The organism is Streptosporangium nanhuense (genome assembly GCF_059358815.1).
Window position 1 is genome coordinate 318,030 of record NZ_JCADBG010000002.1, and the last position, 25,136, is coordinate 343,165.

Here is a 25,136-nt window from a genome sequence, read left to right on the forward strand (position 1 = left end):
GAGTGCAGTAAGTTTCACGGGTGGCAAAGAGCGGGAACAGTGGGAACGTCTTCGACATCGGCGAACTGCGCAGGCTGGTCGACGAGCTGGGAACGGCGCCCCGCGAGCTGCGGGCGGCCGTCCTGGAGGAGTCCGTCACCGCCGCGGGCCGCGAGTGCCCCCCGCGCGGCGACGCGCTGAGCTTCCCCCCCGTCGACCTCGCCCCCGACGAGGAGCTGGCCTCGTACGTGCCGCACGTGCCGCTGGTGATCGACGCCCAGCGCCTGGCCGCCTGGACCGGCGCCCGCCAGGTGACTCCCGAGGGCCTGCTGCCCGACCCGTTCGCGCCGTGCGCCGAGCTCGACCTGCCGGGCCCCGCGCGGCTGCACCTGCTGTGGGTGGTCGCCGTCAACACCGGCATGCTCCGCATCTCCCGGGGCCGGGTGACGCCCGGCCCGCTCGTGCTCTCCCCCGACCTGCCGCCCCGGGCGCTGCTGGGGTTCTGGGACGGCGTGGTCATGGACGTCCTCGACCGCGCCGACGACGACCTGACCGGCTCCCCGGTGATCGACGACCACCTGGCCGAGATGCTCGCCACGCTGTACGCCGTGCGCGAGGGCCTGTCCACCGCGACCCTCGTGAAGGGCGTCCTGCAGTCGCACCAGGTGGCCTGCGGGGCGCGCCAGGCGGAGATGCGGGTGCTGGCCCGCGAGCTTCCCGCCCGGCTGGAGTCGGCCCTGTCGCTCCTGGCCTACTGCGGGCTGGTGGAGACCTCGCGGGCGGGCCGGCCCCGGCTCACCCCGCTCGGCGTGTGGGCCGTCCGCCAGGACCTGATGCGCGAGGGCCACGACGCGCCGACGGGCGCCGAGGTCGCCGTCTTCACCGACCTCGGCGCGGCCGAGCTGGTCGAGGCGATCATGAAGGGCTCCGCAGCGCCCAGCGCCGTCACCGTGTGGCTGGAGTCCCGCCACCCCGAGGCCGCCGCCCGCGAGCTGGTCAAGGTCGCCGCCTCGGGCACGGCCGGCCGCCGCGGCGCCGCGGGCACGATCCTGGAGGAGCTCGGCCCCGAGGCCGAGGCCCCGCTCAGGGAGGCGCTCTCCGAGCCCGCCATGTGGCGCTACGCGGCCTCCTGGCTGCACATCCGGGACCTGCCCGCCCCCGCCCTCACGCCCGCCGACAACACCTGGCTGGCGGTCGACTCGCTCGCCTCGCTGCTGGAGCGCGGCGACGCCTCCGAGGCGATCTGCGAGTTCGACGCGCTCGAACCCGGCGAGGACCTCGTCCGCGTGATCGAGGAGATGGCCCTGGTGGACCACCCCGACACCTTCGCCGTCCTGGACCTGCTGGGTTCGCGCCACGGCGACGCGGCGGTGGCCAAGTCCGCCCGCAAGGCCGCCATGAAGGCCCGCTCCCGCTGACCCGCCCCGGGCCGCTCTTCCGCTGACTCGCCCCGGGGCCGCTCTCCCGCCCGGTCCCCGCCCGCTCTCCCGTCCGGTCCGGGAGAGGCCCGGCCTCCGCCCGCTCTCCCGCCCGGTCCTCGCCCGGTCCGGGAGAGGCCCGTGCCCCGCGGCCGGAGAAAGGCTCGGGGCCGGGGCGGGGGACGACCCGTGTCCCGGTCCCGGAGAAGGCTCGGGGGAGGCGGCCGTCGCCCTTAGACTGGGGCAATCCCCTGAAGCGTGAGGAGATCCCTGTTGGCCATTCAGCCGATCCGCCTTTTCGGCGACCCGGTGCTGCGCACTCCTGCCGAGCCGGTCAAGGACTTCGACAAGGAGCTCCGCAGGCTCGTCAAAGACCTCACCGACACGATGATGGACGCGCCCGGGGCCGGGCTGGCGGCGCCGCAGATCGGGGTCGGCCTGCGGGTCTTCACCTACTACGTGGACGACCAGCTCGGGCACCTGATCAACCCTGATCTCGACCTGTCGGACGACAAGGACGAGGAGGGGGAGGAGGGCTGCCTGTCGTTCCCCGGCCTGTCCTTTCCCACGCCCAGGTCGCTGAGGGCCGTGGCGACCGGTTTCGACATGCACGGCGAGCCGGTGACCCTCGAGGGCACCGACCTGATGGCCCGGTGCTTCCAGCACGAGACCGACCACCTGGACGGCGTGCTGTTCATCGACCGGATGGACCTCAAGCAGCGCAAACTCGCCATGAAGGCGATCCGCGAGGCCGACTGGAACGGCATGGCCGCCCCCACATTCAAGATCTCCCCGCACGTCACCCAAGGGAAGGCTCTGTAGGAACCTTGCGCCTGGTCTTCGCCGGAACCCCGGACACCGCCCTGCCCTCGCTGCGGGCACTGATCGACTCGACCCGCCACGACGTCGTCGCCGTCGTCACGCGCCCGGACGCCCAGTCGGGCCGGGGCCGCAAGGTCCATCCGAGCCCCGTCGCCGAGCTCGCCGAGGAGGCGGGCATCGAGGTGCTCAGGCCGCCCAAGGCGGGTGACCCGGAGTTCCTCGACCGGCTCAGGGAGATCGGCCCCGACTGCTGCCCGGTGGTCGCCTACGGCGCGCTCCTGCCGCAGGCCGCCCTGGACATCCCCCGGTACGGCTGGGTCAACCTGCACTTCTCGCTGCTGCCGGCCTGGCGCGGCGCGGCACCGGTGCAGCACGCCGTGCTCCACGGTGACGCGATCACCGGCGCGGCCACCTTCCAGATCGTCAAGGAGCTGGACGCGGGCCCGGTCTACGGTGTGGTCACCGAGGAGATCCGCCCCGCCGACACCAGCGGGGAGCTGCTCGCCAGGCTCGCCGAGTCCGGCGCCGGGCTGCTGGCCGCCACCCTCGACGGGATCGAGGACGGCAAGCTGGAGGCCGTGCCGCAGCCCGCGGAGGGGGTGAGCCTCGCCCCGAAGATCGGCGTCGACGACGCCAGGGTCGACTGGGCCGCGCCCGCCATGCGGGTCGACCGCCTGGTCCGGGCCTGCGCCCCCGCCCCGGGGGCGTGGACCGAGTTCCGCGGCCAGCGCGTCAAGATCGGCCCGGTGCGGCCGGCACCCGACGCCTCCGGACTGGCCCCCGGCCAGATCGCGGCGTCCAAGAACTCCGTCCTGGTGGGCACCGCCACCTACCCGGTCGAGCTGGGCGAGGTGCAGCCGCAGGGCAAGCGCCTGATGGGCGCGGGAGAGTGGGCCCGCGGCGTGCGGCCCACCGACGAGGATCGGCTGGCCTGAAGATCATGAGCAGTGGTAACGGCCGTAACGCCCCGCGTGGCGGCAATCGGGGCTCGGCGGGCCGCCCGCGCGGCGCCGGAGGCGGGGGCAGGGGAGGGCGCCCGCCCAAGCCGGTCCGCGACGAGGCGCGCAACGCCGCGTACGACCTGATGCGCGCCGTCGACGAGCGGGACGCCTACGCCAACCTGCTGATGCCCGCGCTGCTGCGCGAGCGCCGCCTGTCGGGGCGCGACGCGGGCCTGGCCACCGAGCTGGCCTACGGCACCCTGCGCGGCCTCGGCACCTACGACGAGATCATCGCGGCCTGCAGCGACCGGGCGCCGGAGGACGTCGACCCGCCGCTGCTCGACGCCGTCCGCCTGGGCGTGCACCAGCTGCTCAAGACGCGGGTCCCCCCGCACGCCGCCGTCGGCACCACGGTCGACCTGGTGCGGCTGCGGGTGGGCATCGGCGCCTCCAAGTACGCCAACGCCGTGCTGCGCAAGGTCTCCACCCGCTCCCTGGAGCAGTGGATCCCGATCGTGGCGCCCGACCCGGCCGACGACCCGGTGGGGCATCTGGCGGTGGCCCACAGCCACCCGAGGTGGATCGTCGACGCCCTGCGCGACGCCGTGGGCGGCGACTTCGACGAGACGGCCGCGCTGCTCGCGGCCGACAACGAGCGTCCCAAGGTGACCCTGGTCGCCCGTCCCGGCCGCTCGTCGGTCGAGGAGCTCCTCGACGCGGGCGCCGAGCCCGCCAGATACTCCCCGTACGCGGCCTACCTGCCCGAGGGCGACCCCGGTGCGGTCCTCGCCGTGGCCGAGTCGCGCGCGGCCGTCCAGGACGAGGCGAGCCAGCTCGTCGCGCTGGCCCTGACGCGGGTCCCGGTGGAGGGCTCCGACTCCCGCTGGCTCGACCTGTGCGCGGGCCCCGGCGGCAAGGCGGGCCTGCTCGACGCCATCGCGACCCGCGGCGACGAGGCGGGCCTGGGCGGTCCCGGCGCGGGGGAGCCCGTGCCGGTCGCGGCGCCCGCCGCGGGGGCGGGCACGGCCGCGGGCACGCGTACGGGCACGGTCGCGGGTTCCGGTCCGGGTGCCGGGCCGGTGGCCTTCCCCGGCGGGGCGCGGCTGCTCGCCGCCGAGCTGCAGTACCACCGGGCGCGGCTGGTGTGGCAGACGACCCGGCAGGCCGCGGTGGTCACCGCGGACGGCACCGTGCCCGCCTGGCGGCCCGGGGCCTTCGACCGGGTGATGCTCGACGCCCCCTGCACCGGCCTGGGCGCGCTGCGCCGCCGCCCCGAGGCCCGCTGGCGCCGCGACCCCCGGAGCCTTCCCGAGCTGAGCGGGCTCCAGCGCGCCCTGCTCGACTCGGCGGTCGAGGCGGTCCGGCCCGGTGGCGTCGTCGCGTACGTGACGTGCTCGCCGCACCTGGCCGAGACCGTCGCCGTGGTCGGCGACATCCTGCGCCGCCGGGACGACGTCGAGGCGCTGGACGCCCGCGAGCACCTCCCCGAGGTGGAGGGGCTGGGCGAGGGGCCGTACGCGCGGTTCTGGCCGCACCGGCACGGCACCGACGCCATGTTCCTGGCCCTGCTGCGCCGTCGCTGATCGGGTTCCGGCCCCCTCCCGGCGGAGGGCGGCCGGGGGCATTGTCGCAGGTCAGGGCGCGTGCCCTGGGCATATATGGGCGGTTTGTGCTGTTCGACTGGATATAACTGCTTCCGACGGGACGCGGGGGTGTCCAGATGTGCGGAATCTGTGGGTGGGTGGACTTCGAGCGCGATCTTCGGCAGTCACGGGCCGCCGCGCAGGCCATGACCGACACCATGGCCTGCCGCGGACCCGACGACGAGGGGCTGTGGATCGCCCCGCACGCCGCGATGGGGCACCGGCGCCTGGCCATCATCGACCTCGAGGGCGGGCGCCAGCCGATGATCGCCGACGAGGACGGGCAGCCGCTCGCCGTCCTCACCTACAGCGGCGAGATCTACAACTTCGTCGAGCTACGCGCGGAACTGACCGCCCACGGCCATCGCTTCCGGACCCAGAGCGACACCGAGGTCCTCCTGCGGGCCTACCTCGAATGGGGGGAGGACCTCGCCGAACGGCTGAACGGCATGTTCGCCTTCGCGATCTGGGACACCCGCCGCGAGGAGCTGCTGCTGGTCCGGGACCGGATGGGGATCAAGCCGCTCTACTACTACCCGCTCCCCGACGGCGTGCTGTTCGGCTCCGAGCCCAAGGCGATCCTCGCCAACCCGCTCGTCGGGACGCCCACGATCGACGCGGACGGACTGCGCGAGCTGATCGCCTTCGTCAAGACCCCGGAACGCGCCGTCTACCAGGGCATGTACGAGGTCCGCCCCGGCACCACCGTCCGGGTGACCCGCGAGTTCCTGTGCCGCCGCCCCTACTGGCACCTGGAGTCCCACGAGCACCCCGACGACCTCGCCACCACCGTCGGGACGGTACGCGAGCTGCTGGACGACATCGTCACCCGCCAGCTCATCTCCGACGTGCCGCTGTGCACCCTGCTCTCCGGCGGGCTCGACTCCAGCACCGTCACGGCGCTCGCCGCGCTCGGCCTGGAGGGGCAGGGGGCCGGGAAGATCCGGTCGTTCTCCGTCGACTTCACCGGGTACAGCGAGAACTTCAAGCCCGACGAGATGCGCGACACTCCCGACACGCCGTACGTGCACGACGTCGTGCGGCACATCGGCTCCGACCACACCGACATCGTCCTGGACTCCGCCGATCTCATGGATCCCGTGGTGCGCGCGGCGGTCCTGAGGGCGCGCGACCTGCCGATCGGCATCGGCGACATGGACACCTCCCTCTACCTGCTGTTCCGCGCCATCCGGAGCCACTCCACGGTGGCGCTGTCCGGCGAGTCCGCCGACGAGGTCTTCGGCGGCTACCGGTGGTTCTTCGATCCCGAGGCGGTCTCGGCCGACACCTTCCCGTGGCTGGTGTCCCCCGGGTTCGGTCGGTTCGCCGGGGTGGGGGCGCTCCTCGACGAGGACCTGACCCACAAGCTGGACATCCCCGGCTACCGCGCGGACAGCTACCGGCAGGCGCTCGACGAGGTGCCCCGGCTGGCGGGCGAGGAGGGCCTGGAGCGGCGCATGCGGGAGATCTCCTACCTGCACCTCACCCGGTTCGTGCAGATCCTGCTGGATCGCAAGGACCGCATGAGCATGGCCGTCGGGCTGGAGGTCCGGGTGCCGTTCTGCGACCACCGGCTGGTGGAGTACGTCTTCAACGCCCCCTGGGCGATGAAGACCTTCGACGGGCAGGAGAAGAGCCTGCTGCGCGCCGCCGCCGCGGACGTCCTGCCGCCCTCGGTCGTCGGGCGCCGCAAGAGCCCCTACCCCTCGACGCAGGACCCCGCCTACGAGGAGGCCGTCCGCGCCGAGGCCGCCCGGCTGCTCGGCGACGGGAACATGGCCGCCGCGCCGCTGGTCGACCAGGCCAAGGTGCGGGCCATGATCGACCGCCCCGAGGCGGCCGGTGGCCCTCCGGGCAGCCGGGCGTCGCTGGAGGGGCTTCTCCAGTTCAACTCCTGGCTGGAGAGGTACCGCGTCCGGGTCGACATCTGACCCGCGCCCCCGCCTCCCGGGCCCCCGGCCGGCCGGTCGGCCGGGGGCCCGCCCCGTCTCCGGCCTCCGGCGCGGGGAAGATCCCATCGGAAGGAGGTCGTCCCATGGCCGACCTGGGACTGCCCGAGCTGCTCATCATCGTGGCGGTGTTCATCCTGCTGTTCGGTTCCGCGAGGCTGCCCGACGCGGCCAGGTCGGTGGGCCGCTCCCTGCGCGTCTTCAAGACCGAGGTGAACAGGCCCGACGAGACCCCACCGCCTCCCGGCGAGACCGGCGGGACCGGCGGACGGGACGAGCCACCGCCCGTTCCGCCCGCTTCCCCCAGATGACCCCAGATGACCCCAGATGACCCCGGGTGACCACGGATGCCTCGGATGGCTCTGATGACCACCGATGGTCTCGGTCGTCAGCGCGGCCGGGGCGTGTAGAGGAGTCTCGTCCCGTCCTGGCCGGGGGAGCCGCCCCGGGCCAGGTCGGTGAGGATCCAGCCGTGGAGATCCATCACGCTCGCCGCGTGGCCCCCGCCGTGGCGGCGCCACACCAGCAGATGGTCCTCGTCGTACCAGCGGATCGGATACTCCAGGCTCGCCTCGATCCGGACGAGCGGGGTCCCGGTGGCGGCGTCGTGAACGCAGAGATCCTTGGGACGGTCCGGGCACCACCCGGCCAGCCGCCGTCCGCTGGGGGAGTACGGATCGAGGATCCTCTCGTCCGGCCTGCCCAGGCCGGGCACGACGGACAGCGGGGCGCTGCCGACGCCGAACGTGCGCAGCTCGTAGGAGTCGTACCCCTCGCCCAGGCGGGTGTAGGAGTCGCCGAGGCCGAAATGACCGCTCACCCCGGTCCCGTCGGCGTTCCACCGGTACGGGGGCTCGTGGGGCAGGTCGTTCCCGACGAGGGTGACCGCGAACGTCCTCCGCACCGGATCGACGACGACGAACCCGCGCGCGGTCGCGTAGTCCCGCTCGTCGGTGTGCCACAGGGTCAGCAGCACGCGGCCGTCGGGGGACCAGACGGGGGCGGTGTTCGACCAGGGGCGCCGCACCGTGGTGATGTGCCGGACCCCGCCGTCACGCCGGTCGAGGAGGACGACGCCGTCACGGCCGCCGACGTGGTCACCGAAATCGCTCACCGCCCACCGGCCGTCCCGGGAGACGGCCTTCACACGCTCCCGGCTCACGGTGAAGCCGTCGCCGATCCCGAGATAGGTGGGACCGTCCTTCCCGGGCTCGTACGCGGAGAGCGAGAGCGGCGAGCCGGGGGCGTCGCGCACCTGGAACCGGGCCCCCGGCAACCCGCGGATCCGGCCGGACGGCGTCGCGCCGTACTCCGGCGGGGGTGACCAGCTCGGCGGCACCGCCCATCTCAGCGCGCCGAGCCGCCTGGCGAGCACGCGGGCGACGGGGACCAGCCTGTCGCGCACGGTGAGGTACGGTGACCGGATCCGGAGAAGATCGCGACCGGCGCGCACGACGACCGCCCGCCCCCGGTCGTCCAGCAGCCGGGCCTCGTCCCCCACCCCGGGGACGGCCGCCCCTCCGCTGTCCGCGCCGAGTTCCGTCATGACGCGGGCGGCCTCCGCCTCCGTGGGCAGGCGCCAGAACTCGGCCGTCATCGGCTCCCCGCGCGCCTCGCCGAACTCGCAGCCGGTGAACGGCGGGACCGCCCGCCCCCGGTGCCGTACTCCGCCGAGCACGGTGAACCCGGCCGCGCGGAGCGGGCCGCACAGGTCGGCCCCGGGCACCACGACGGGCTCGGTCACGGGGGAGGAGGCGGTGAACCGGTCGGGGACGCGCAGCGCGGTGACTTGCAGCCGCGCGGGCAGGGCGGCCGGTCGTACCGTCCGGGTGAAGTAGAGCCGGTCGCCGTCGGCGCCGAACAGCGAGCCCGACACCGGGATCATCGTCCGCCGTAGCAGTCCCGTCGGCGCCTGGATCACGTCCAGGACCATGCCCAGGTCGTCGCTGTACGGCGTCACGTAGACCGCCGCGCCGAGGGGGACGAGCCGGTCGTAACGCGGCCCGTTCCGCTGGACCCTCCGCCACGCGACCGAGCCACGGGCCGAGCCGTGGGCCGAGCCACGGGCTGAGCTGCGGGCCGAGTCATGGGTCGAGGTACGGGCCGAGCCGTGGGCTGAGCCGGGGGTCGAGGTACGGGCCGAGTCATGGGTCGAGCCACGGGCTGAGTCGCGGGTCGCGTCACGGGTCGGGCTGGGGGTCGAGTCGCGGGCTGAGTCATGGGCCGGGCCGTCGTGGGTGAGGTCGATCCCCTCGACGGACGTGGCGCCGTCCTGGTCGCGGGCGACCACGATCCGCCCGCCGGCGTGCACCGGCACGCACCCGTCCCAGCATTCCCCGCGTTCGGTGACCACGCGCCCCGTCGCGGCGTCGTGGACCGTCAGGTTCTCGGGGCGGGAGACGACGACCGTGCCGCCCCCGACGTACAGGGCGGAGAAACTCGGGAGCCTCGTGCCCCACCGTTCGGCGCCTCCGGCCGGGTCGAGCGCGACGACCCGGATCTCGTGCTCGCAGAGCGTCGCGATCGCCGCGGTCCGCGCGTCGGAGTCCGCCCCGATCATCCGATCGCACGACGGGGAGAGCGGGAGGGTCCACCGGGTCCGCCCGGTCGCGGGGTCAAGGCCGAGCAGGGCCCCGGAGGAGGGATCCCGGGCGAGCCCGACGGGCGGGGCCTCCTCCGCCCCCGCATGGGCCGACATCGGCGCGCCGAGTCCGAGGCCCTCCCGGTGCCAGAGCACAGCGCCGGTCCGGCGGGAGAGGCCGGTCAGGGCGGTGACGTCCCCGGACGGCGTCGGGCGGCGGGTTTCCGCGACCACCGCGGATCCCGTCGGCGCCCACTCCCGTACGGCGGCTCCGGCGGGGGCGTACCTCCACCGCTCGGCGCCGGTGGCGGGATCGTGGACCCGCAGCGCCGTACGGGTGGGCACGATGAGGTCCCCGCCGAAGAGCCTCACCGCGGAACCGTCCAGCGGGCCGGGTGCCTCCAGGCTCCACACCTCGGGAAACCCGGTGCGGGCCGGGCTGCCACCGGGGAGGGCGGCGCGGGGCACGGCGACGAGCAGGACGAGGACGGCGAGGATCGCCGCCCCCCTGCGACCTCTCCCGGGTCCCGTCAGCATCTCTTCACGTTCCTGCCGATCTCGCGGAAACGGGTGAGCGTGGGATTCCCGTAGCCGATGGCGTATCTGCGGGCGGGGCCGGTGAGCCGGAAGGGCTCGCCGTCGGCGGTGAAGTGGTCGCGCTGGACCTCGGAGGAGTCGCCGTAGACGTAGGAGACCTCGATGTCCCATGCGTAGCTGCGCTTCCGCGCCGTCACGGTCAGCTCCACCGACGCCCGTTCCCCGTAGACGAGGTCGAGGTTTCTCTCCAGGAGCCGCCCGGAGGAGCCGCGTCCGGAGGCCAGCCGGTCGAGGTCGGCCTTCACCGGGAACACGGGCGAGTCGCCGGCGTTGGACAGGTAGAGGCAGGTGCCGGCCGCGACGGGTCCCGAGGACAGGATCCGGGGGCGGACGTCCAGCACGCGGATCGGGTCGTTGCGCCGCCCCCGCAGCACCAGGAGGATCTTCGTCTCGCCGACGCGCGCCCCCTTGCCGGACCTGAGCACCTTCTCGTGGTCGCCGGAGAGCAGGCGGCGGCGGTCGGGGCCGGAGGTGACGGCGCGGGGGAGGGCGAACATGATCCCGTGCTTCTCCGGGGAGTAGACGATCGCGCCGATCCGGGGCTCCCGGTGGAAGTCGCGCCATTGGTCCTGCGCCCACGACCAGCCGGTCACCACGGCACCCGCGATGATCGTCGCGAGCCCTCCGGCAATGGTGAGCCCGAGCCACTTGAACGGCCGTGCGGCCTTCGCCAGGGGCGTCTCCTCGGCGGCGTCTCCGGCGGGTCGCTCGTCTCCGGCGGGTCGCTCGTCTCCGGCGGGTCGCCCGTCCCTGACCGGTCGCTCGTCTCCGACGGGTCGCCCGTCCCCGGCCGGTTCTCGTTCTCCGGTGGGCTGTCCGTCTCTGGCGGGTTGCCCGTTCTCGGCGGGTCGCCCGTCCCTGACCGGTCGCTCGTCCCGGGTCGGTTGTCCGGCTCCGGCCGGTCGTTCGTCCTCGGCCGGTTGTTCGGAGGATGTCCGTGTCGTCACGAATTTTCCCTCCCCGCCGGGCTCTGCTCGCGCAGGCGCCCGCTCACGATCCGTCCGGCGTGCCGGAGCAGGGTACGGTCGCCGAAGGCCTCCACCGTGACGATGACACGGCCCTCCCTGAGGGTGACCGCGTCCTCGTCCGCGTCGAAGTAGGTGGCGTGCTCCGCCACCTCCGGGGCGTGCTCCTCGCTGGAGAGCTCCTCCATCCTCTTCGCCGCCTTCCTCGCCGACGCGTACACGCACACGACGGTGACGGTGACCGGGGTTCCTCCTCGCGCCGGAGTGAGCTCGCAGGACATGGGGGTGGTCAGTCTCATCTCGGGGGGCGCGGGGATCGGGGTGGCGGCGTACGGGCCGGTGCCGGCGCGCGAGGCGAGTCCGGCGGGGGGCAGCAGCGCGCAGGGGTCCGGCCAGGCACCCGCGGGCACTCCGCCGCGCTCGCCCCAGCCGGGCGGGGCGGCCAGGGCGGCCTCGACGTCCTTCTCGGTCAGCGGCGCGGAGATTCGCACGAGCGTGCGCCCGTCGGCGGGTTCGAGGACGGTCAGCCCCTCGCCGAGCCAGGGGTTCACCCCGTCGCCCCTCACGTAGATCTTTCCCGTGGTGACGCCCACCTCGCCCGACACCTCGGGACGGGACCACAGGACCCGTCCCGACGACCGGCTGATCGACCTGACTCCCACGCGATCGCCCAGCCCGTCGTCCGAGAGGATCACCGCCTCGTCGGTGATCGCCCAGGAGGGGGTGTGGCGGACGAGGGTGTCGGCGAGGACCAGGCCGCTCCGGTCCACGACCGTGATCGCGCCGGGGAACGTCACGAAGGAGACGCCCTCGTCCAGGACCAGCTCCGGGTCGCCGGGCGGGGGGAGCCGGTGTCGCCAGCGGACGCGTCCGGTGGCGGGGTCGAGGCCGGTGAGCGAGGTGTGGCGGTCCTCGCACCGGCCCATCGCGACCGCCAGCCTCTCGTCCGCGAGCGAGTACGACTGGACGTCGTCGTCCTCGCCGGTCCCGGGCAGGGCGGCGCTCACGCAGTCGCCGGGCAGGGCGGTCTCCCAGACGACCGTCCCGTCGCGCGGGTCCAGCGCGCGCATTGTCCGCAGGGCGGGAACCTCGACGAGGACCTTCCCCGCCGCCGCGCCCACCAGGTGGAAGAACGGCCGTGCCGGGCCGTCCCCGGCGTAGCCCGAGAGGAGGCTCCAGGTCCGCAGGCCGGTCAGGGCGTCGATCACGGTGATGCGCCGCCGGTTGTCGGGGCGGTGCGGGTTGCCCGACTCGGACGTGGTCTCGATCACGAGGTGGCGGCCGGTGGAGGCGGTGCTCGGCTCTTCCGCCCAGCGGTCGTGCCCCGAGTTCATGGACTTCCCGGAATTCCCCACCAGTACGTCGAACGCGCCCGGAGACTCGCCTTCCCACGTGCTTTTCCAGAGGACCCGGCCGGTGCCGGAAACCGTCGCGCTGACGATCCCGTCCTTCTCGGAAACGCGGATTCCGGCGATCGGTGACGGTTCGACCGTACGGGGCCGGGACGCCGGGGCCCCGGCGGGCACGGAGGCGGGCACGGCGAGGACGGCGACGGCGACGGCCGCGAGGGTGAGGGCCGAGCGCGGGGGGCGCCGGGAAAGCGGGTGGTGTCGGGAAAGGGGCATTGCCGTCCGGTTCCGTTGGGCGAGACGAGATGGAGGCCGCCGGACCTCGCGCCCGTCTCTTTCGATGGCTTTCGGATAATCCGGAAGGGAAATTACCCCAGTGGTTCGCGGCCCGCCGGGAAAGTTGTCAAATCGCACCTGGCGTAATTTCCGGCCACGAGTTAATTCGGCAAGAAGAATGTCTTGATTATGCTTGTTTCAGGTAAACAAGAGATTATGGGACACGGTCGTCCACCCGCCGCACCGCCCGGCCCGCAAGCTCCCCGCCCCTCGGCACGGCTCCGTCCCGGTGGGGTCTTCGCACCTCGCCCGGCTTCGCCCCGGCAGGGTCTCCGTTCCTCGCCCGGCTTCGCCCCGGCAGGACCCTCGCGCCTCGGCACGGCTTCGTCCCACGGGCCGGACGGGCGGCGGGCCCTCGCCGCTAGAATCGGCCAATCATGGCCGTACAGATCTCGCCCAGCATCCTGTCCGCCGACTTCGCCCGCCTCGCCGAGGCGGCCGCGGCGGTGCCCAACGCCGACTGGCTGCACGTGGACGTCATGGACAACCACTTCGTGCCCAACCTGACCCTCGGGCTGCCGGTCGTCGAGTCCCTGCTCAAGGCGACCTCGACGCCACTCGACTGCCATCTCATGATCGAAGACCCGGACCGCTGGGCCCCCTCCTACGCCGAGGCCGGGGCCGGGAGCGTCACCGTCCACGTGGAGGCGGCCAAGGCCCCGGTCCGCACGCTGCGCCAGATCCGTCAGGCGGGCGCCCGCGCGGGCCTGGCCCTGAACCCCGCCACCCCCGTCGAGCCGTACGAGGACCTGCTCGGCGAGCTCGACATGCTGCTGCTGATGACCGTCGACCCCGGTTTCGGCGGGCAGCGGTTCCTCGACATGGTCCTGCCCAAGATCCGCAGGACCCGCGAGCTCGTCGACCGGCACGGTGGCCAGGTGTGGCTCCAGGTCGACGGCGGCGTCTCCGAGGCGACGATCGAGCGCTGCGCGGAGGCGGGCGCCGACGTCTTCGTGGCGGGCAACGCCGTCTACGGCGCCGAGGACCCGGCCCGCGCGGTCGACGCCCTGCGCGCCCTGGCCGCCAAGGGCTGACCGGAGGACCGGTCGTCCGACGCCGAGACGAAGAGACGCCGAGACGACGACACCACGACATGACGAAGGGCGGGCCCGGACGGGCCCGCCCTTCGGCGTCGGAGACTCACCGTGGCCTTCGACGGCCGCGGGGGAGAGGCGGAACGGTCAGCCCTGCAGCGCCGGGTCCAGCACCACGTCCTGGCCGTGCACGGTCGGCTGCTCGGGGAAGTGGCAGGCGGTCAGGTGACCCTCCTTGTTCCCCTCCAGCCTGACCAGCGGGGGCTCCTCGGTCGCGCACTTGTCCTGGGCCTTCCAGCAGCGGGTGCGGAAGCGGCAGCCGGACGGCGGGTTGATCGGGGAGGGCACGTCACCGGCCAGGCGGATGCGCTCGCGCGGCTCCTCGTCCTCCAGCACCTCGGGCACCGCCGACAGCAGCGCGTGGGTGTAGGGGTGGCGGGGGCGCTCGTACAGGGAGGCGCGGTCGGCGACCTCGACGATCTTGCCGAGGTACATGACCGCGACCCGCTGGGAGAAGTGCCGCACGATCGCCAGGTCGTGCGCGATGAACAGGAACGCGATGCCCATGTCCCGCTGGAGCTGCTGGAGCAGGTTGACGACCTGCGCCTGGATGGAGACGTCCAGGGCGGAGACCGGCTCGTCCGCGATGATCAGCTTGGGGTTCAGGGAGAGCGCGCGGGCCACCCCGATGCGCTGCCGCTGGCCGCCGGAGAACTCGTGCGGGAAGCGGTTGAAGTGCTCGGGGTTGAGCCCGACGATCTCCAGGAGCTCCCGGACCCGGTTGTCCCTGCCGCCCGGCGGGTTGATGCCGTTGATCTCCATCGGGCCGCCGACGATGGTGCCCACGGTGTGCCGGGGGTTCAGCGACGAGTACGGGTCCTGGAAGATCATCTGGATCTCGGCCCGGATCGGCTTCAGTTCCTTGCGCTTGGCGTGGCCGATCTCCCGTCCGGCGTACCTGATGCTGCCCTCGGTGGGCTCCAGCAGCCGGGAGGCCAGCCGCCCGGCGGTGGACTTGCCGCAGCCGGACTCGCCGACCAGGCCGAGCGTCTCGCCCGCGTGCACCGTCAGGTCGATGCCGTCCACCGCGTGGACCTTGCCGACCTGGTGTTTGAAGACGACACCGCCCATCACCGGGAAGTGCTTCTTCAGGCCGGACAGCTCCAGCAGCGCCTCGCCGCGGGGTTCACCGGTTGTCTCGCTCACTTTTGGATCTCCCTCTTCTGGGCGAGGGTCAGGTAGCACGCGTCGCCGTGGCCGCGGTGCGGGGACAGTTCGGGCCGCTCGGAGCGGCACAGCCCGGGACCGGCCAGCTCCATGAAGTCGCACCGGGGGTGGAAGGGGCACCCCGGCGGGACGTTGATCAGGCTGGGCGGGGTGCCGCGGACCGGCCGGAGGGGGATGTCCACCGGGGCGTTCAGGCGGGGCATGGAGGCCAGCAGGCCCCAGGTGTAGGGGTGGCGGGGCTCGTGGAGGACCTCCCTGACGGTGCCGCGCTCCACCGCCCGCCCGGCGTACATCACCAGCACGTCGTGCGCGGTGTTGGCGACCACGCCGAGGTCGTGGGTGATCAGGATGATCGAGGCCCCCGTCTGGTCCTGGAGCTCCTTGAGCAGGTCCAGGATCTGGGCCTGGACGGTCACGTCCAGGGCGGTGGTGGGCTCGTCGGCGATCAGCAGGTCCGGGTCGCACACCAGTGCCATCGCGATCATCGCGCGCTGCCGCATGCCGCCGGAGAACTGGTGGGGATAGTCGTCCACCCTGGTCTTCGGCTGGGGGATGCCGACCCGCGTCAGCATCTCGATCGCGCGGTCCCTGGACTCGGCGCGGCTCGCGCCGGTGTGCTTGCGGTAGACCTCGGAGATCTGCTTGCCGATGGTGTGGTACGGGGAGAGCGAGGTCAGCGGGTCCTGGAAGATCATCGCGACCTTGTTGCCGCGCAGCTTCTCCATGGTGGACCGGGAGGCGCCGATCAGCTCCTCGCCGTCCAGCCGGATCTCCCCGCCGATCTTGGTGGTCTCCGGGTTGTGCAGGCCGAGCACGGTCAGGTTGGTCACCGACTTGCCCGAGCCCGACTCGCCGACGATGCCCAGCGTGGTGCCCTTCTCCACGTCGAAGGAGAGCCCGTCCACCGCGTGGACGACGCCGTCCTCGGTGTGGAAGTCGACGGTCAGGTCACGGACCGAGAGGAACGGAGTTGACACTTTCTTCAAGGCTCCTAGCTCAGCCGCACGCGGGGGTCGATGAAGGCGTACAGGATGTCGACGATGATGTTGAAGACGACGATCGCGGCGGCCGCGACGAGCACCGTCGCCATCAGCATGGGCAGGTCGGAGTTGGTGACCGCCTTGACCGACAGCTGGCCGAGCCCCTGGAGGCCGAAGGTCTGCTCGGTGATGATCGCGCCGCCGATCAGCGCGCCGAGGTCCACGCCGAAGATCGTGATGATGGGGGTCAGCGTGCCGCGCATCGCGAAGCGCATCACCACGCTGCGGCCGGACATGCCCTTGGCCCGCGCGGTGCGGACGTAGTCCTCGCTGAGCTGCTCCACCATCGTCGAGCGGGTCATGCGGGTGTAGTTGGCGGTGAAGATGATCGCCAGCACCAGCCACGGCAGCAGCAGGCCGGTGGCCCAGCCGACGGGGTCCTGGGTGAACTCCACGTACTTGGGCCGCCAGAAGATCTGGTTCTGGTAGACGAGGAAGTACAGGGCGAGGGTGCCGATGAAGTAGATCTGCACGGAGGCGCCGATGAGGGACGACACGCTGGCGATCTTGTCCAGCGGCTTGCCCTGCCGGAGCGCCGCGATGATTCCGGTGGCCACGCCGAAGGTGAGGAAGACGGCCGCCGCCCCGATGGTGAGCGAGATGGTCAGCGGGAGCCGGTCCAGGATCGTCTCGAACACCGGCGCGCGGTTGACGAAGGAGAAGCCGAGGCAGGGGGCCGGGCAGTCGCCCAGGCCTCCGTAGTCGCGGCCGACGAAGATTCCGGCCAGCCAGGCCACGAACTGGGCGAACAGGGGCTGATCCAGTCCCAGGTTGTGCCGCGCCTGCTCCAGCAGCTCCGGCGGGCAGACCTTGCCGCAGGCGAGTCTCGCCGGGTCGGCGGGCACGGCGAAGAAGAGGAAGAACGTGACCGCGGAGATGATCACAAGTGTGACCGCGGCGCCGAGCATGCGGCGAGTGATGAATGGAAGCATTGCCTGTTTTCCCGAGGTGGCTGGGACCGATGGGGCCGGTGAGGCCCCTGGCCGCGGCCTCGCGGGGATGTCGTCATCCCCGCGAGACCACGGCCGCCGGTTCTCCTACGGTTTCGTGGGCCGCTACGGCTTCACGAAGATGCTGTTGGGCGAGACGACCCAGGACTGCGGGTCGATCTCGGCGCCACCGACCTTGGAGCCGTGCAGGGTGTTGGCGATCCGGTTCTCGGCGACGACCAGCGGGGTGATCGTCTCCTGGATCTTCTTGTCGAGCGCCATCCACGCCTTGTTCTGGGCGTCGATGTCGGTCAGGGCGGTGATCTCGTCCATCTCCTTAGTGATGGCCTCGTCCTTCAGGTGCGAGTAGTTCGGCGCACCGTCGGCGACCGGGCCGAAGATGACGGGCAGGACCGTCGTGCCGGACGGCCAGTCGGCGCCCCAGCCACCCCAGTAGAGGTCGAACTCGTTCTTCACCTTGCCGATGGAGTCGTAGTAGGTCTTACGGTCCAGGGGCTTGACCACGACCTTGATGCCGGCCTTCTCCAGGGCGTTCTTGATCACGACGGTGACCTGCTCCTGGACGGGCGTCTGGTTGTAGGCGTAGACGATGGTCGGCGTCGCGTTGCTCGACTCGGCGAGCAGCTGCTTGGCCTTCTCGACGTCGCCCTCGGGCTTGGCCTCCTTGCCGAACAGGTCGTAGGACTCGTAGCCGACCGTGGTGTTCTCGTTCAGGATCGTGGTGGGCAGCGCCGCCGCGGCGGGTCCGCCCATGACCTGCTGGATCTGCTTGGACGGCCACACGTGGTTGATGGCCTGGCGGATCTTGACGTCCTTCACCCGGTCAAGGTTGAAGTAGTAGTAGTTGCCGTACGGCGAGGGGCTCTTCATCAGGCGGGGGGCCAGGCTGGCGTCGCCGAGGACCTGCTGCAGACGCTCCGGCGGGACGGTCGCGTAGAAGGTGAACGCGGTCTGGTCCGGGCCGGTGTCGGCGATCAGACGGTCGGTGATCTGCAGGTTCTCCTGGCCGAACTCCAGGCGCCAGTTGTCGGGGTAGGCGCCGCGGATCGGGTCGGTGGCCGGGTCCCAGTTCGGGTTGCGCTCCAGCTCCATCGACTTGTCGACGACGTGGCTCTTGATGATGTACGGGCCGCTGGAGACGGGCTCCTTGTCGTACTTCTCCTTGGTGTCCTTCTCCTTGGGCACGATGCCGTAGCCGCCCATGGCGAAGGCGTAGTTGGCGTCGGCGTGCGGGGTCTTGAACTTGTAGACGATCGTCTTGTCGTCCGGCGTCTCGATGTTGTCAAGGCGCTTGCCGTCGTACGGGCCCTGGTAGGCCTTCTTGTGGTCGACCTCGGTCAGCCACTGCTGGATGTAGGTCGGGCCCTGGGTGACGAACGGGGCGAAGGTCCGCTCCATGCTCCACTTCACGTCCTCGGACGTGATCGGGGTGCCGTCCTGCCACTTCACGCCGTCCTTGAGGGTGAAGGTCCAGGTCTTGCCGCCCTCGGAGGAGGTGCCCGAGTCGGTGGCCAGGTCGCCGACCAGCTTGTAGTCGCCGGGGCCGACGCGCTTGTAGCCGGTCAGGGTACGGCCGATGAGCAGGCCGAAGTTCGACATGGTGTTGACGTAGACCTGAGCGGGGTCGAGGTGACCGATGTCGTCACGGTCGATCATCGTGACGGTGCCGCCCTTGACGACGCCCTCGGGCTCGATGGCCGGGCCCTTGGAGTCGTCGGCCGTGCCGACGGTGATCGTCGGCGGCTTGTAGGACGCTGCGGGGGCCGGCGCGCCGGGCTCGCCGGACGCCGCGCCGCTGGGGGCAGCGGGCGCGCCCTGGTTGCCCTGGGCGCAGGCACCGGTGAGTGCGAGGGCGCCTATGGCGAGTACGGCCATCGCTGACCGCGTACGGACTTTCATCTTTCTCCTATTTCCGATCTAGCGCTTGAGCTTGGGGTCGAAGGCATCGCGAACCGAGTCACCCAGGAGGTTGAACGCGATCACGAAGATCAGGAGGGCGACACCGGGGAAAATCAGATAGGTGATGTCGTTCTGATAGATCTCGGTGCCGCGGCGGAACATGCGGCCCCAGTCGGGGATGGGCTCGATCATGCCGACGCCCAGGAAGGACAGCGCCGCCTCGGCCGTCACCAGCGCGGGCAGCAGCAGCGTCGACTGGATCAGGATCGGGGTCCACAGGTTCGGCAGCAGTTCCTTGAAGACGATCCGGGCGGGGGAGGCCCCGGTGACCTTCGCGGCCTCGACGAACTCCCGCTCGCGCATGGAGAGCACCTGGCCGCGCAGCAGCCGCGCGAGGCCGGCCCACTGGAACACCGTCAGCGCGATCACGAGGGTGACCGCTCGCAGCCAGATCGGCGTCTCCTCGTCCGGCCGGACGAACAGGTTCTCCACGACCGGCATGAACGCGATGATGAAGAGCACCGAGGGGAACGACAGGACGATGTCGATCAGGCGGCCGATGAAGTAGTCGGTCTTGCCCCCGGCGTAGCCGGCGACGATGCCCATCACGATGCCGATCGCCGTCGCGATGATCGTCGCGGTCACCGCGATCGACAGGGAGGTCCTGATCCCGTAGACGAGCTGGGTGAACACGTCGCGGCCCAGGCCGGGCTCGATGCCGAACCAGAACTCCGAGCTGATGCCGCCGTTGGGCAGGATCGGGTAGCCGTAGTCGTTCAGCAGACCCGGCATGTCCTGGCCGTACAGGGCGTAGGGGTCCTTGCCGTACAGCCAGGAGATCACCGGCGCGAGGAGCGCGACCAGGAAGAAGAAAATCACCACCACGGCCGAGACGATGCCGGTCCGGTCGCGTCGGAAGCGCAGCCACATCAGCTGCCCGGGGGAGCGGCCCACCGTCTCCGGTGTCTTCGCCGCCAGTGCCTCCCCGGTCGTGGTTGTGGCTGGTGCAGGGATGGTCATCGTGCGGAGGCTCCCAACGAGCATGACTGAGCGGGATCCCTGGAACCATTGCAAAACAGTCCATGACAATCAATGGCCTGGTCATTACTCATTTTTTTGTTGTATAACGTCCACCTGTTTGTGGCTGCAATTCCGTTGACGTGGACAGGGGGTGACGTGGGAGGATAGGGCTCCCGAAGGCCGGTATTCACGGATTTGTGACACATTCATGACGTGCCCGTGACGGCTTTGTCCGGGTCTGACCCTGCTTGTGTCACAAGTCCCGTACAGTGTTACAGACTCAATACAACAGGGTGTGTCTGACCGTTTTGCGGGGTAACCCTCCTCTAGCCGGGAGGTGAAGGCATGGATAACGGCCTGTTCGGACCGGAGTCGGTGACCTGGAGGGTGATGGGCGAGCCCATCCTGCTCGTCGGGGGCTTTCGCGCGCTGCTCATGCAGGGCCTGCACCCCAGGGCGATGCGAGGGGTCGCGCAGAACTCCGCGCTGATGGATCCGGCGGAGGCGTGGTCCCGCTTCGTGCGCACCACCGAGTTCGTCCGGGTGCGCACCTACGGCACGACCGAGGAGGTCGCCCGCGCCGGGGCCAGGGTCAGGAAGATCCACGCGAGCCTCACCGCCCTCGACCTCGACACCGGCGAGCGGTTCCGCCTCGACGACCCCGACGCGCTGGCCTGGGTCCACGTCGGCGAGGTCGACTCCTACCTGTCGGTCGCCCGTCGCGCGGGGGTGCGCCTGACGGACGAGGAGGCCGACAGGTTCGTCGCCGAGTGGCGCCGCGCGGCCGAGGTGGTCGGCCTGCGCGCCGAAGACGTGCCCGGCTCGGTCGGCGAGATGGACGACTACATCCGGGCCTGCCGCCCCCGCCTCTACTTCGCCCCCGAGGTGCCCCACCCGCTCAGGCAGTCGCTCAACGCGCCGCTGCCGGTCCGCCTGGCCCCGCTCAAGCCGATGTTCCCCATGCTCACCGTGCTCGCCTTCGCGACCCTGCCGCGCTGGGCCCGCCGGCTGTACGGCCTGCCCGCCACCCCGCTGGGGGACCTGTGCGCGACGGCCTCCCTGCGGGCCCTGCACACCGGGATCGGCCTGGTGCCCGCGCCGGTGCGCTACTCCCCGGACGCGCGCAGGGCGCGGAGGGCGGTCGCCGAGCGCGCGGCGTGACCACCGCGTAACCGCGGCGGCGTAACCATGACGACGTGCCGCGGCGGCGTGGCCGCACCAACCGCTCGCTTGTTCCACATCATGGAAGGCGTACCGTCCGGTTTTCCGGACATGGCACACTGGTAGTGGTAGAGGAGGGTGAACCGTCCGCGGTGCGCCCTCCGTGGAACGAGAAAACGAAGCAGCGTGCTCCGGGGTCGGTGAAATTCCGAGCCGGCGGTTACAGTCCGCGACCCGGTCGAAGCCATCGACCGGTTGACCTGGTGAAACTCCAGGACCGACGGTTAAAGTCCGGATGGGAGGAAGCGCGCGAGCGGAGAGTGTCTTCGGGCACCCTCCGCTTATCGGGTGTACGCACCCGTTGATCCCCCGGGGCCCGCCGTGGCAAAAAGCTACTGGCGAGTAGGAGACCTCGGGTGACTGATCCGGCGCGGACGCGCCAAGCGGTCGGGCGCGCCCCTCACGGGCGAAGCGTCGGCCCCCATCATTTCCCGTACCGCCCGTGTTGCCCGTCCGGCCGTGTCCGGTCCGGGTACGCCGGCCCATCCCTCTTCCCGGGCGCGCCCCCCTTCCCCCGCGCCCGCACTTGCGGACCCCGGACGGCCTCGCCGTACCCGGCCGCCCGGGTGGTTCCCGTTCCCGGACCCCGGACGACTTTCCCGTGCCCGGCGGTGCCCGCCTCCGGAGCCCGGACGACCTTCCCATGCCCGGCCGCCCGAGTGGTCCCCACTCCCGGGCGCCGGGCGACTTCCCCGTGCCCGGCCGTCCGGGCGGTCCCCCAGAAGGAGCAGTGAATGTTCACCGGAATCGTCGAAGAACTGGGAGAGATCGCCGGGATCGAGCCGCTGAGCGACGCGGCCCGGCTGTCGATCCGCGGCAGGACGGTCACCTCGGACGCCGGGCACGGCGACTCGATCGCCGTCAACGGCGTCTGCCTGACCGTGGTGGACGTCGAGGGTGAGGTGTTCACCGCCGACGTGATGAAGGAGACCCTCGACCGCAGCTCCCTGGGCGCGCTCAGCCCCGGCTCCCCGGTCAACCTGGAGCGCGCGGTCCGCGCCGACCAGCGGCTGGGCGGCCACATCGTGCAGGGCCACGTGGACGGGACGGGCGTCCTGCTGTCGCGGGAGCCCGCCGAGCACTGGGAGGTCGTCCGGATCTCCCTCCCGCCGGAGCTCGACCGCTACGTGGTCGAGAAGGGCTCGATCGCGGTCGACGGCATCAGCCTGACCGTCATGAGCGTGGGCTCCGGGGGCTTCGCGGTCAGCCTGATCCCCACGACCCTGAGCCTGACCACCCTCGGCGCGAAGCGGCCCGGCGACCCGGTGAACCTCGAGGTCGACGTGATCGCCAAGCACGTGGAGAAGCTCGTCGGCGCGTACGTCCCGGCCGGCGGGCCCGCCCAGGACACCGCGACGGGTCGGGTGTGAAGGCCGTGAGCCACCTTGAGACAGAACCCGAGACCACCGAGACCGGAAACCTCCGGGAAGACCCGGCCGCGGGTGCCGGCCGGGTCCGTCGACCGGCCCAGGGAGTACCGGTCGAGGGCCGTGCTCGTCACCGAGGAGACCTTGTGATCAAGCTGGACCCGATCGAGCGGGCGATCGCCGACATCCGCGAGGGCAGGGCCATCGTGGTCGTCGACGACGAGAACCGCGAGAACGAGGGCGACATCATCTTCGCCGCGTCCAAGGCCACCCCCGAACTCCTGGCCTTCACCATCAGGCACAGCAGCGGCGTGGTCTGCGTGCCGATGCGCGGCGAGCACCTCGACAGGCTCGGCCTGCCGCTGATGGTCCACGACAACAAGGAGCGCCTGCGCACCGCGTACACGATCAGCGTGGACGCCAGGGACGGCGTGAGCACCGGCATCTCCGCCGCCGACCGGGCCCACACGATCCGCACCCTGGCCGACTCGGCGACCGAGCCGGCCGAGCTGGTACGGCCGGGGCACGTCTTCCCGCTGCGCTACCGCGAGGGCGGCGTCCTGGCCCGGCGCGGCCACACCGAGGCCTCCGTGGACCTGGCCAGGCTCGCCGGGCTGAGCGAGGCGGGCGTGCTCGCCGAGGTCGTCAACGACGACGGCACCATGATGCGGCTGCCGGAGCTGCGCGACTTCTGCGACGAGCACGACCTGGCGCTCGTTTCGATCGAGCAGCTGGTGGAGTTCAGGCGCCGGACCGAGCGGATGGTGACCAGGGTCGCCGAGACGCGGCTGCCGAACAGGTACGGCGAGTGGCGGGCCTACGGCTTCGCGAGCTCCCTGGACGGCGGCGAGCACCTGGCCCTGGTCCTCGGCGACATCGAGGACGGCGAGAACATCATGGTCCGGGCGCACTCCGAGTGCCTGACCGGCGACGTGCTCGGGTCGCTGCGGTGCGACTGCGGGGTGCAGCTGGACCACGCCATGTCGCGGATCGCCGCCGAGGGCCGGGGCGTGGTCGTCTACCTGCGCGGCCACGAGGGGCGCGGGATCGGGTTGCTGGCCAAGCTCAAGGCGTACAGCCTCCAGGACAACGGCAGCGACACCGTCGACGCCAACCTGGAGCTCGGGCTGCCGGTGGACGCCCGGGAGTTCTCCAACGCCGGGCAGATGCTCGCCGACCTGGGCGTGAAGTCGGTCCGGCTGCTGACCAACAACCCGGCCAAGCTGCGCGGCATGGACGGCTACGGCATCAAGGTGCTCGGCCGCGAGCCCATGCCGGTGTCGATGAACCCGTACAACGAGAAATACCTGTCGGCCAAGCGCGACCGCCTCGGCCACGAGATTCCCAGGGAAGAAGAAGCATGAGCGAACGATCGGGCCAGGCGGAGCGGAGCGGGTACGGGGTGATCGCGTGAGCGGGGACGGGCGGCCGGTGGCCGAGGCCGTGAAGGCGAGCGGGCTGAGCGTCGGCGTCGTCGCCGCGCGCTGGCACGAGAAGATCACCGATCAGCTCGTGGCGCGGGCCGAGCAGGCCGGCCGGGACAGCGGCGCGGAGGTGACCGTGGTGCGGGTGGCCGGATCACTGGAGATCCCGGTCGTGGCGCAGGTCCTGGCCAGGAAGTACGACGCGGTCGTCGCCCTCGGGGTCGTGATCCGCGGCGAGACCCCGCACTTCGACTACGTGTGCGACTCCGTCACCTCGGGCCTGACCCGGATCTCCCTCGACGAGGAGGTCCCGGTCGGCAACGGCGTGCTGACCTGCGAGTCCCTCGACCAGGCCCTCGACAGGGCGGGGCTGCCCGGCAGCCACGAGGACAAGGGCTACGAGGCCACCGTCGCCGCCCTGGGGACGGCGCTGCTGCTGCGGGAACTCCGCTCCTAGCCGGACCGCCCCGGCCCCGCCCCGCCTGTGATCGGCCCGGCGGGGCCGTGCGGTAGGTTTCCCTCGGCGTCGTGACCAGCCGTCACAGCCGTTCCGACCGGTGGTTTTCCAAAGGATCGTGATCGAGAGTGAGCCCGGAGAGCGTCTCCCCGCCCCCGCTGCCCGTCGTGTGGCGGCCCAAGAAGGGAAGGATCGCGGCCTACGGCTTCGCGGGCCTGATCATGCTCGGCGCGGTGCTGATGGGGCTCTTCCTGGCCGAGCCGTTCACCCTGGCCGACAGGATCGCGATGGTCGGGCTGGGCGGGCTGGTCGCCGGGGTGTTGCACCTGCTGGGACGGGTCCGGGTGGAGGCCGACGAGGAGGGGATCACCGTCGTCAACCCGCTGCGGATCTTCCGCTACGAGTGGCCGGAGGTGCTCGGGGTCACCCTGGTCGACCACGAGCCCTGGGCGAAGATCGACTTCACCGACGGCGCCACGGTCGGGGCGATGGGCCTGCAGGGGTCGGAGAAGGACCGTACCGTCCGCCAGGTCCGCGAGCTCGCCGCCCTCATCAAGGAGCGCGGCGAGGCGTCGGAGACCGGCTGAGCCGCCGTACGGGGCTCGGGGCCCCGGACCGGCCGTACCTGCCGTACCTGCCGGGCCGGGCCGCCGCGCGGAGGCCCGGGAGGCCCGGGAGTCCCGGCGCCGGCCGGCACGGCGGGGTGCGCGAACGCGACCTCCCGGCGGGGACGAGGACGCGTGCGGTCCGTGGGGGAGGCGGTGACGCCGAGATCCCGCCAATCGCTGGGACCTCGGTGAAAGTTACAGGGTCATTCGCCGGAAGTATCGCCGTGAGCTGCACGAAGCGCTTCCTGCGTTGGCGGCGGCTGTCTTTTTCCGACCTGAGGGTTCCAAGATGCGAAGCCCACGCAGCAC

The 25,136-nt window shown here is 71.7% G+C and carries 20 protein-coding genes and 1 riboswitch; of the genes, 12 read left to right on the forward strand and 8 right to left on the reverse strand.

The features are described from left to right. The first annotated feature begins 20 nt into the window (after window positions 1-20). The 6 genes from AC5L38_RS06330 to AC5L38_RS06355 all read left to right on the forward strand — a co-directional run bounded on the left by AC5L38_RS06330 (window position 21) and on the right by AC5L38_RS06355 (window position 7,063). Window positions 21-1,397: a hypothetical protein gene (locus AC5L38_RS06330; RefSeq protein ID WP_495241800.1), complete on the forward strand. Its 1,377-nt coding sequence runs from the start codon at window positions 21-23 to the stop codon at window positions 1,395-1,397. Between the two features lie 273 nt (window positions 1,398-1,670). Next, window positions 1,671-2,219, forward strand: a complete 549-nt coding sequence (def, locus tag AC5L38_RS06335; protein WP_495241801.1) for a peptide deformylase — start codon at window positions 1,671-1,673, stop codon at window positions 2,217-2,219. Between the two features lie 5 nt (window positions 2,220-2,224). Beyond that, window positions 2,225-3,154 (forward strand): methionyl-tRNA formyltransferase, encoded by a 930-nt coding sequence (gene fmt / locus AC5L38_RS06340; RefSeq protein WP_495241802.1) that lies wholly within the window; start codon window positions 2,225-2,227, stop codon window positions 3,152-3,154. A 5-nt stretch (window positions 3,155-3,159) separates the two neighbouring features. Continuing rightward, window positions 3,160-4,743 carry an RsmB/NOP family class I SAM-dependent RNA methyltransferase gene (locus AC5L38_RS06345; RefSeq protein WP_495241803.1) on the forward strand — a complete coding sequence of 528 codons (1,584 nt, stop codon included), beginning with the start codon at window positions 3,160-3,162 and terminating at the stop codon, window positions 4,741-4,743. Window positions 4,744-4,880: 137 nt separating this feature from the next. Further along, on the forward strand, window positions 4,881-6,734 hold the full coding sequence (gene asnB / locus AC5L38_RS06350; RefSeq protein WP_495241804.1) for an asparagine synthase (glutamine-hydrolyzing): 1,854 nt from the start codon (window positions 4,881-4,883) through the stop codon (window positions 6,732-6,734). A gap of 104 nt (window positions 6,735-6,838) precedes the next feature. After that, window positions 6,839-7,063, forward strand: a complete 225-nt coding sequence (locus AC5L38_RS06355; protein ID WP_495241805.1) for a twin-arginine translocase TatA/TatE family subunit — start codon at window positions 6,839-6,841, stop codon at window positions 7,061-7,063. A gap of 77 nt (window positions 7,064-7,140) precedes the next feature. Here AC5L38_RS06355 and AC5L38_RS06360 read toward each other — a convergent pair whose 3' ends face one another. Genes AC5L38_RS06360 through AC5L38_RS06370 form a run of 3 tightly spaced genes read right to left on the reverse strand, consistent with a single transcriptional unit; the run spans window position 7,141 to window position 12,520 of the window. Further along, window positions 7,141-9,870 (reverse strand): outer membrane protein assembly factor BamB family protein, encoded by a 2,730-nt coding sequence (locus AC5L38_RS06360; protein ID WP_495241806.1) that lies wholly within the window; start codon window positions 9,868-9,870, stop codon window positions 7,141-7,143. Then, window positions 9,864-10,877 carry a hypothetical protein gene (locus AC5L38_RS06365; RefSeq protein WP_495241807.1) on the reverse strand — a complete coding sequence of 338 codons (1,014 nt, stop codon included), beginning with the start codon at window positions 10,875-10,877 and terminating at the stop codon, window positions 9,864-9,866. The genes AC5L38_RS06360 and AC5L38_RS06365 overlap by 7 nt, the downstream gene beginning before the upstream one ends. Continuing rightward, the gene (locus tag AC5L38_RS06370; protein WP_495241808.1) at window positions 10,874-12,520 is read right to left on the reverse strand and encodes an outer membrane protein assembly factor BamB family protein; all 1,647 of its coding nucleotides are present in this window, start codon (window positions 12,518-12,520) and stop codon (window positions 10,874-10,876) included. Before AC5L38_RS06370 ends, AC5L38_RS06365 begins: the two co-directional genes overlap by 4 nt. Window positions 12,521-12,957: 437 nt before the next feature. Here AC5L38_RS06370 and rpe point away from each other — a divergent pair, with 437 nt between their 5' ends. After that, window positions 12,958-13,614: a ribulose-phosphate 3-epimerase gene (gene rpe, locus AC5L38_RS06375; RefSeq protein ID WP_495241809.1), complete on the forward strand. Its 657-nt coding sequence runs from the start codon at window positions 12,958-12,960 to the stop codon at window positions 13,612-13,614. 147 nt (window positions 13,615-13,761) lie between these two features. On the opposite strand, the gene AC5L38_RS06380 is transcribed toward rpe, so the two are convergent. The 5 genes from AC5L38_RS06380 to AC5L38_RS06400 form a co-directional block, all read right to left on the reverse strand. Next, window positions 13,762-14,745 carry an ABC transporter ATP-binding protein gene (locus AC5L38_RS06380; RefSeq protein WP_495242074.1) on the reverse strand — a complete coding sequence of 328 codons (984 nt, stop codon included), beginning with the start codon at window positions 14,743-14,745 and terminating at the stop codon, window positions 13,762-13,764. A gap of 71 nt (window positions 14,746-14,816) precedes the next feature. Next, window positions 14,817-15,818 carry an ABC transporter ATP-binding protein gene (locus tag AC5L38_RS06385; protein WP_495241810.1) on the reverse strand — a complete coding sequence of 334 codons (1,002 nt, stop codon included), beginning with the start codon at window positions 15,816-15,818 and terminating at the stop codon, window positions 14,817-14,819. A 14-nt stretch (window positions 15,819-15,832) separates the two neighbouring features. After that, a complete protein-coding gene (locus tag AC5L38_RS06390) occupies window positions 15,833-16,813 on the reverse strand; it encodes an ABC transporter permease (protein WP_495241811.1) in 981 nt (326 codons plus the stop codon). Between the two features lie 123 nt (window positions 16,814-16,936). Next, window positions 16,937-18,730, reverse strand: coding sequence for an ABC transporter substrate-binding protein (locus tag AC5L38_RS06395; RefSeq protein WP_495241812.1), 1,794 nt, complete (start codon window positions 18,728-18,730; stop codon window positions 16,937-16,939). Window positions 18,731-18,748: 18 nt separating this feature from the next. Further along, complete coding sequence (locus AC5L38_RS06400; RefSeq protein WP_495241813.1) at window positions 18,749-19,750, reverse strand: ABC transporter permease; 1,002 nt, start codon at window positions 19,748-19,750, stop codon at window positions 18,749-18,751. A gap of 345 nt (window positions 19,751-20,095) precedes the next feature. On the opposite strand from AC5L38_RS06400, the gene AC5L38_RS06405 reads away from it, so the two are divergent. From AC5L38_RS06405 to AC5L38_RS06425, 5 genes are all read left to right on the forward strand, one after another. Continuing rightward, window positions 20,096-20,911, forward strand: a complete 816-nt coding sequence (locus AC5L38_RS06405; RefSeq protein WP_495241814.1) for an oxygenase MpaB family protein — start codon at window positions 20,096-20,098, stop codon at window positions 20,909-20,911. Window positions 20,912-21,093: 182 nt separating this feature from the next. After that, window positions 21,094-21,224, forward strand: a riboswitch (FMN riboswitch). A gap of 481 nt (window positions 21,225-21,705) precedes the next feature. After that, window positions 21,706-22,341 carry a riboflavin synthase gene (locus AC5L38_RS06410; RefSeq protein ID WP_495241815.1) on the forward strand — a complete coding sequence of 212 codons (636 nt, stop codon included), beginning with the start codon at window positions 21,706-21,708 and terminating at the stop codon, window positions 22,339-22,341. A gap of 143 nt (window positions 22,342-22,484) precedes the next feature. Beyond that, the gene (locus tag AC5L38_RS06415; RefSeq protein ID WP_495241816.1) at window positions 22,485-23,702 is read left to right on the forward strand and encodes a bifunctional 3,4-dihydroxy-2-butanone-4-phosphate synthase/GTP cyclohydrolase II; all 1,218 of its coding nucleotides are present in this window, start codon (window positions 22,485-22,487) and stop codon (window positions 23,700-23,702) included. A gap of 46 nt (window positions 23,703-23,748) precedes the next feature. Beyond that, window positions 23,749-24,219: a 6,7-dimethyl-8-ribityllumazine synthase gene (ribH, locus tag AC5L38_RS06420; RefSeq protein ID WP_495241817.1), complete on the forward strand. Its 471-nt coding sequence runs from the start codon at window positions 23,749-23,751 to the stop codon at window positions 24,217-24,219. 128 nt (window positions 24,220-24,347) lie between these two features. After that, complete coding sequence (locus AC5L38_RS06425; RefSeq protein ID WP_495241818.1) at window positions 24,348-24,806, forward strand: PH domain-containing protein; 459 nt, start codon at window positions 24,348-24,350, stop codon at window positions 24,804-24,806. Window positions 24,807-25,136: the final 330 nt, after the last annotated feature.

Excerpts from the sequence above, each read along its gene's own strand:
- AC5L38_RS06370 (WP_495241808.1), bottom strand. The coding sequence starts at position 12,520 with ATGCCCCTTTCCCGACACCACCCGCTTTCCCGGCGCCCCCCGCGCTCG.
- AC5L38_RS06405 (WP_495241814.1), top strand. The coding sequence starts at position 20,096 with ATGGATAACGGCCTGTTCGGACCGGAGTCGGTGACCTGGAGGGTGATG.
- rpe (WP_495241809.1), top strand. The coding sequence starts at position 12,958 with ATGGCCGTACAGATCTCGCCCAGCATCCTGTCCGCCGACTTCGCCCGC.
- AC5L38_RS06380 (WP_495242074.1), bottom strand. The coding sequence starts at position 14,745 with ATGGGCGGTGTCGTCTTCAAACACCAGGTCGGCAAGGTCCACGCGGTG.
- AC5L38_RS06390 (WP_495241811.1), bottom strand. The coding sequence starts at position 16,813 with ATGCTTCCATTCATCACTCGCCGCATGCTCGGCGCCGCGGTCACACTT.
- AC5L38_RS06345 (WP_495241803.1), top strand. The coding sequence starts at position 3,160 with ATGAGCAGTGGTAACGGCCGTAACGCCCCGCGTGGCGGCAATCGGGGC.
- AC5L38_RS06400 (WP_495241813.1), bottom strand. The coding sequence starts at position 19,750 with ATGACCATCCCTGCACCAGCCACAACCACGACCGGGGAGGCACTGGCG.
- AC5L38_RS06410 (WP_495241815.1), top strand. The coding sequence starts at position 21,706 with ATGTTCACCGGAATCGTCGAAGAACTGGGAGAGATCGCCGGGATCGAG.
- asnB (WP_495241804.1), top strand. The coding sequence starts at position 4,881 with ATGTGCGGAATCTGTGGGTGGGTGGACTTCGAGCGCGATCTTCGGCAG.
- AC5L38_RS06395 (WP_495241812.1), bottom strand. The coding sequence starts at position 18,730 with ATGAAAGTCCGTACGCGGTCAGCGATGGCCGTACTCGCCATAGGCGCC.
- AC5L38_RS06355 (WP_495241805.1), top strand. The coding sequence starts at position 6,839 with ATGGCCGACCTGGGACTGCCCGAGCTGCTCATCATCGTGGCGGTGTTC.
- AC5L38_RS06360 (WP_495241806.1), bottom strand. The coding sequence starts at position 9,870 with ATGCTGACGGGACCCGGGAGAGGTCGCAGGGGGGCGGCGATCCTCGCC.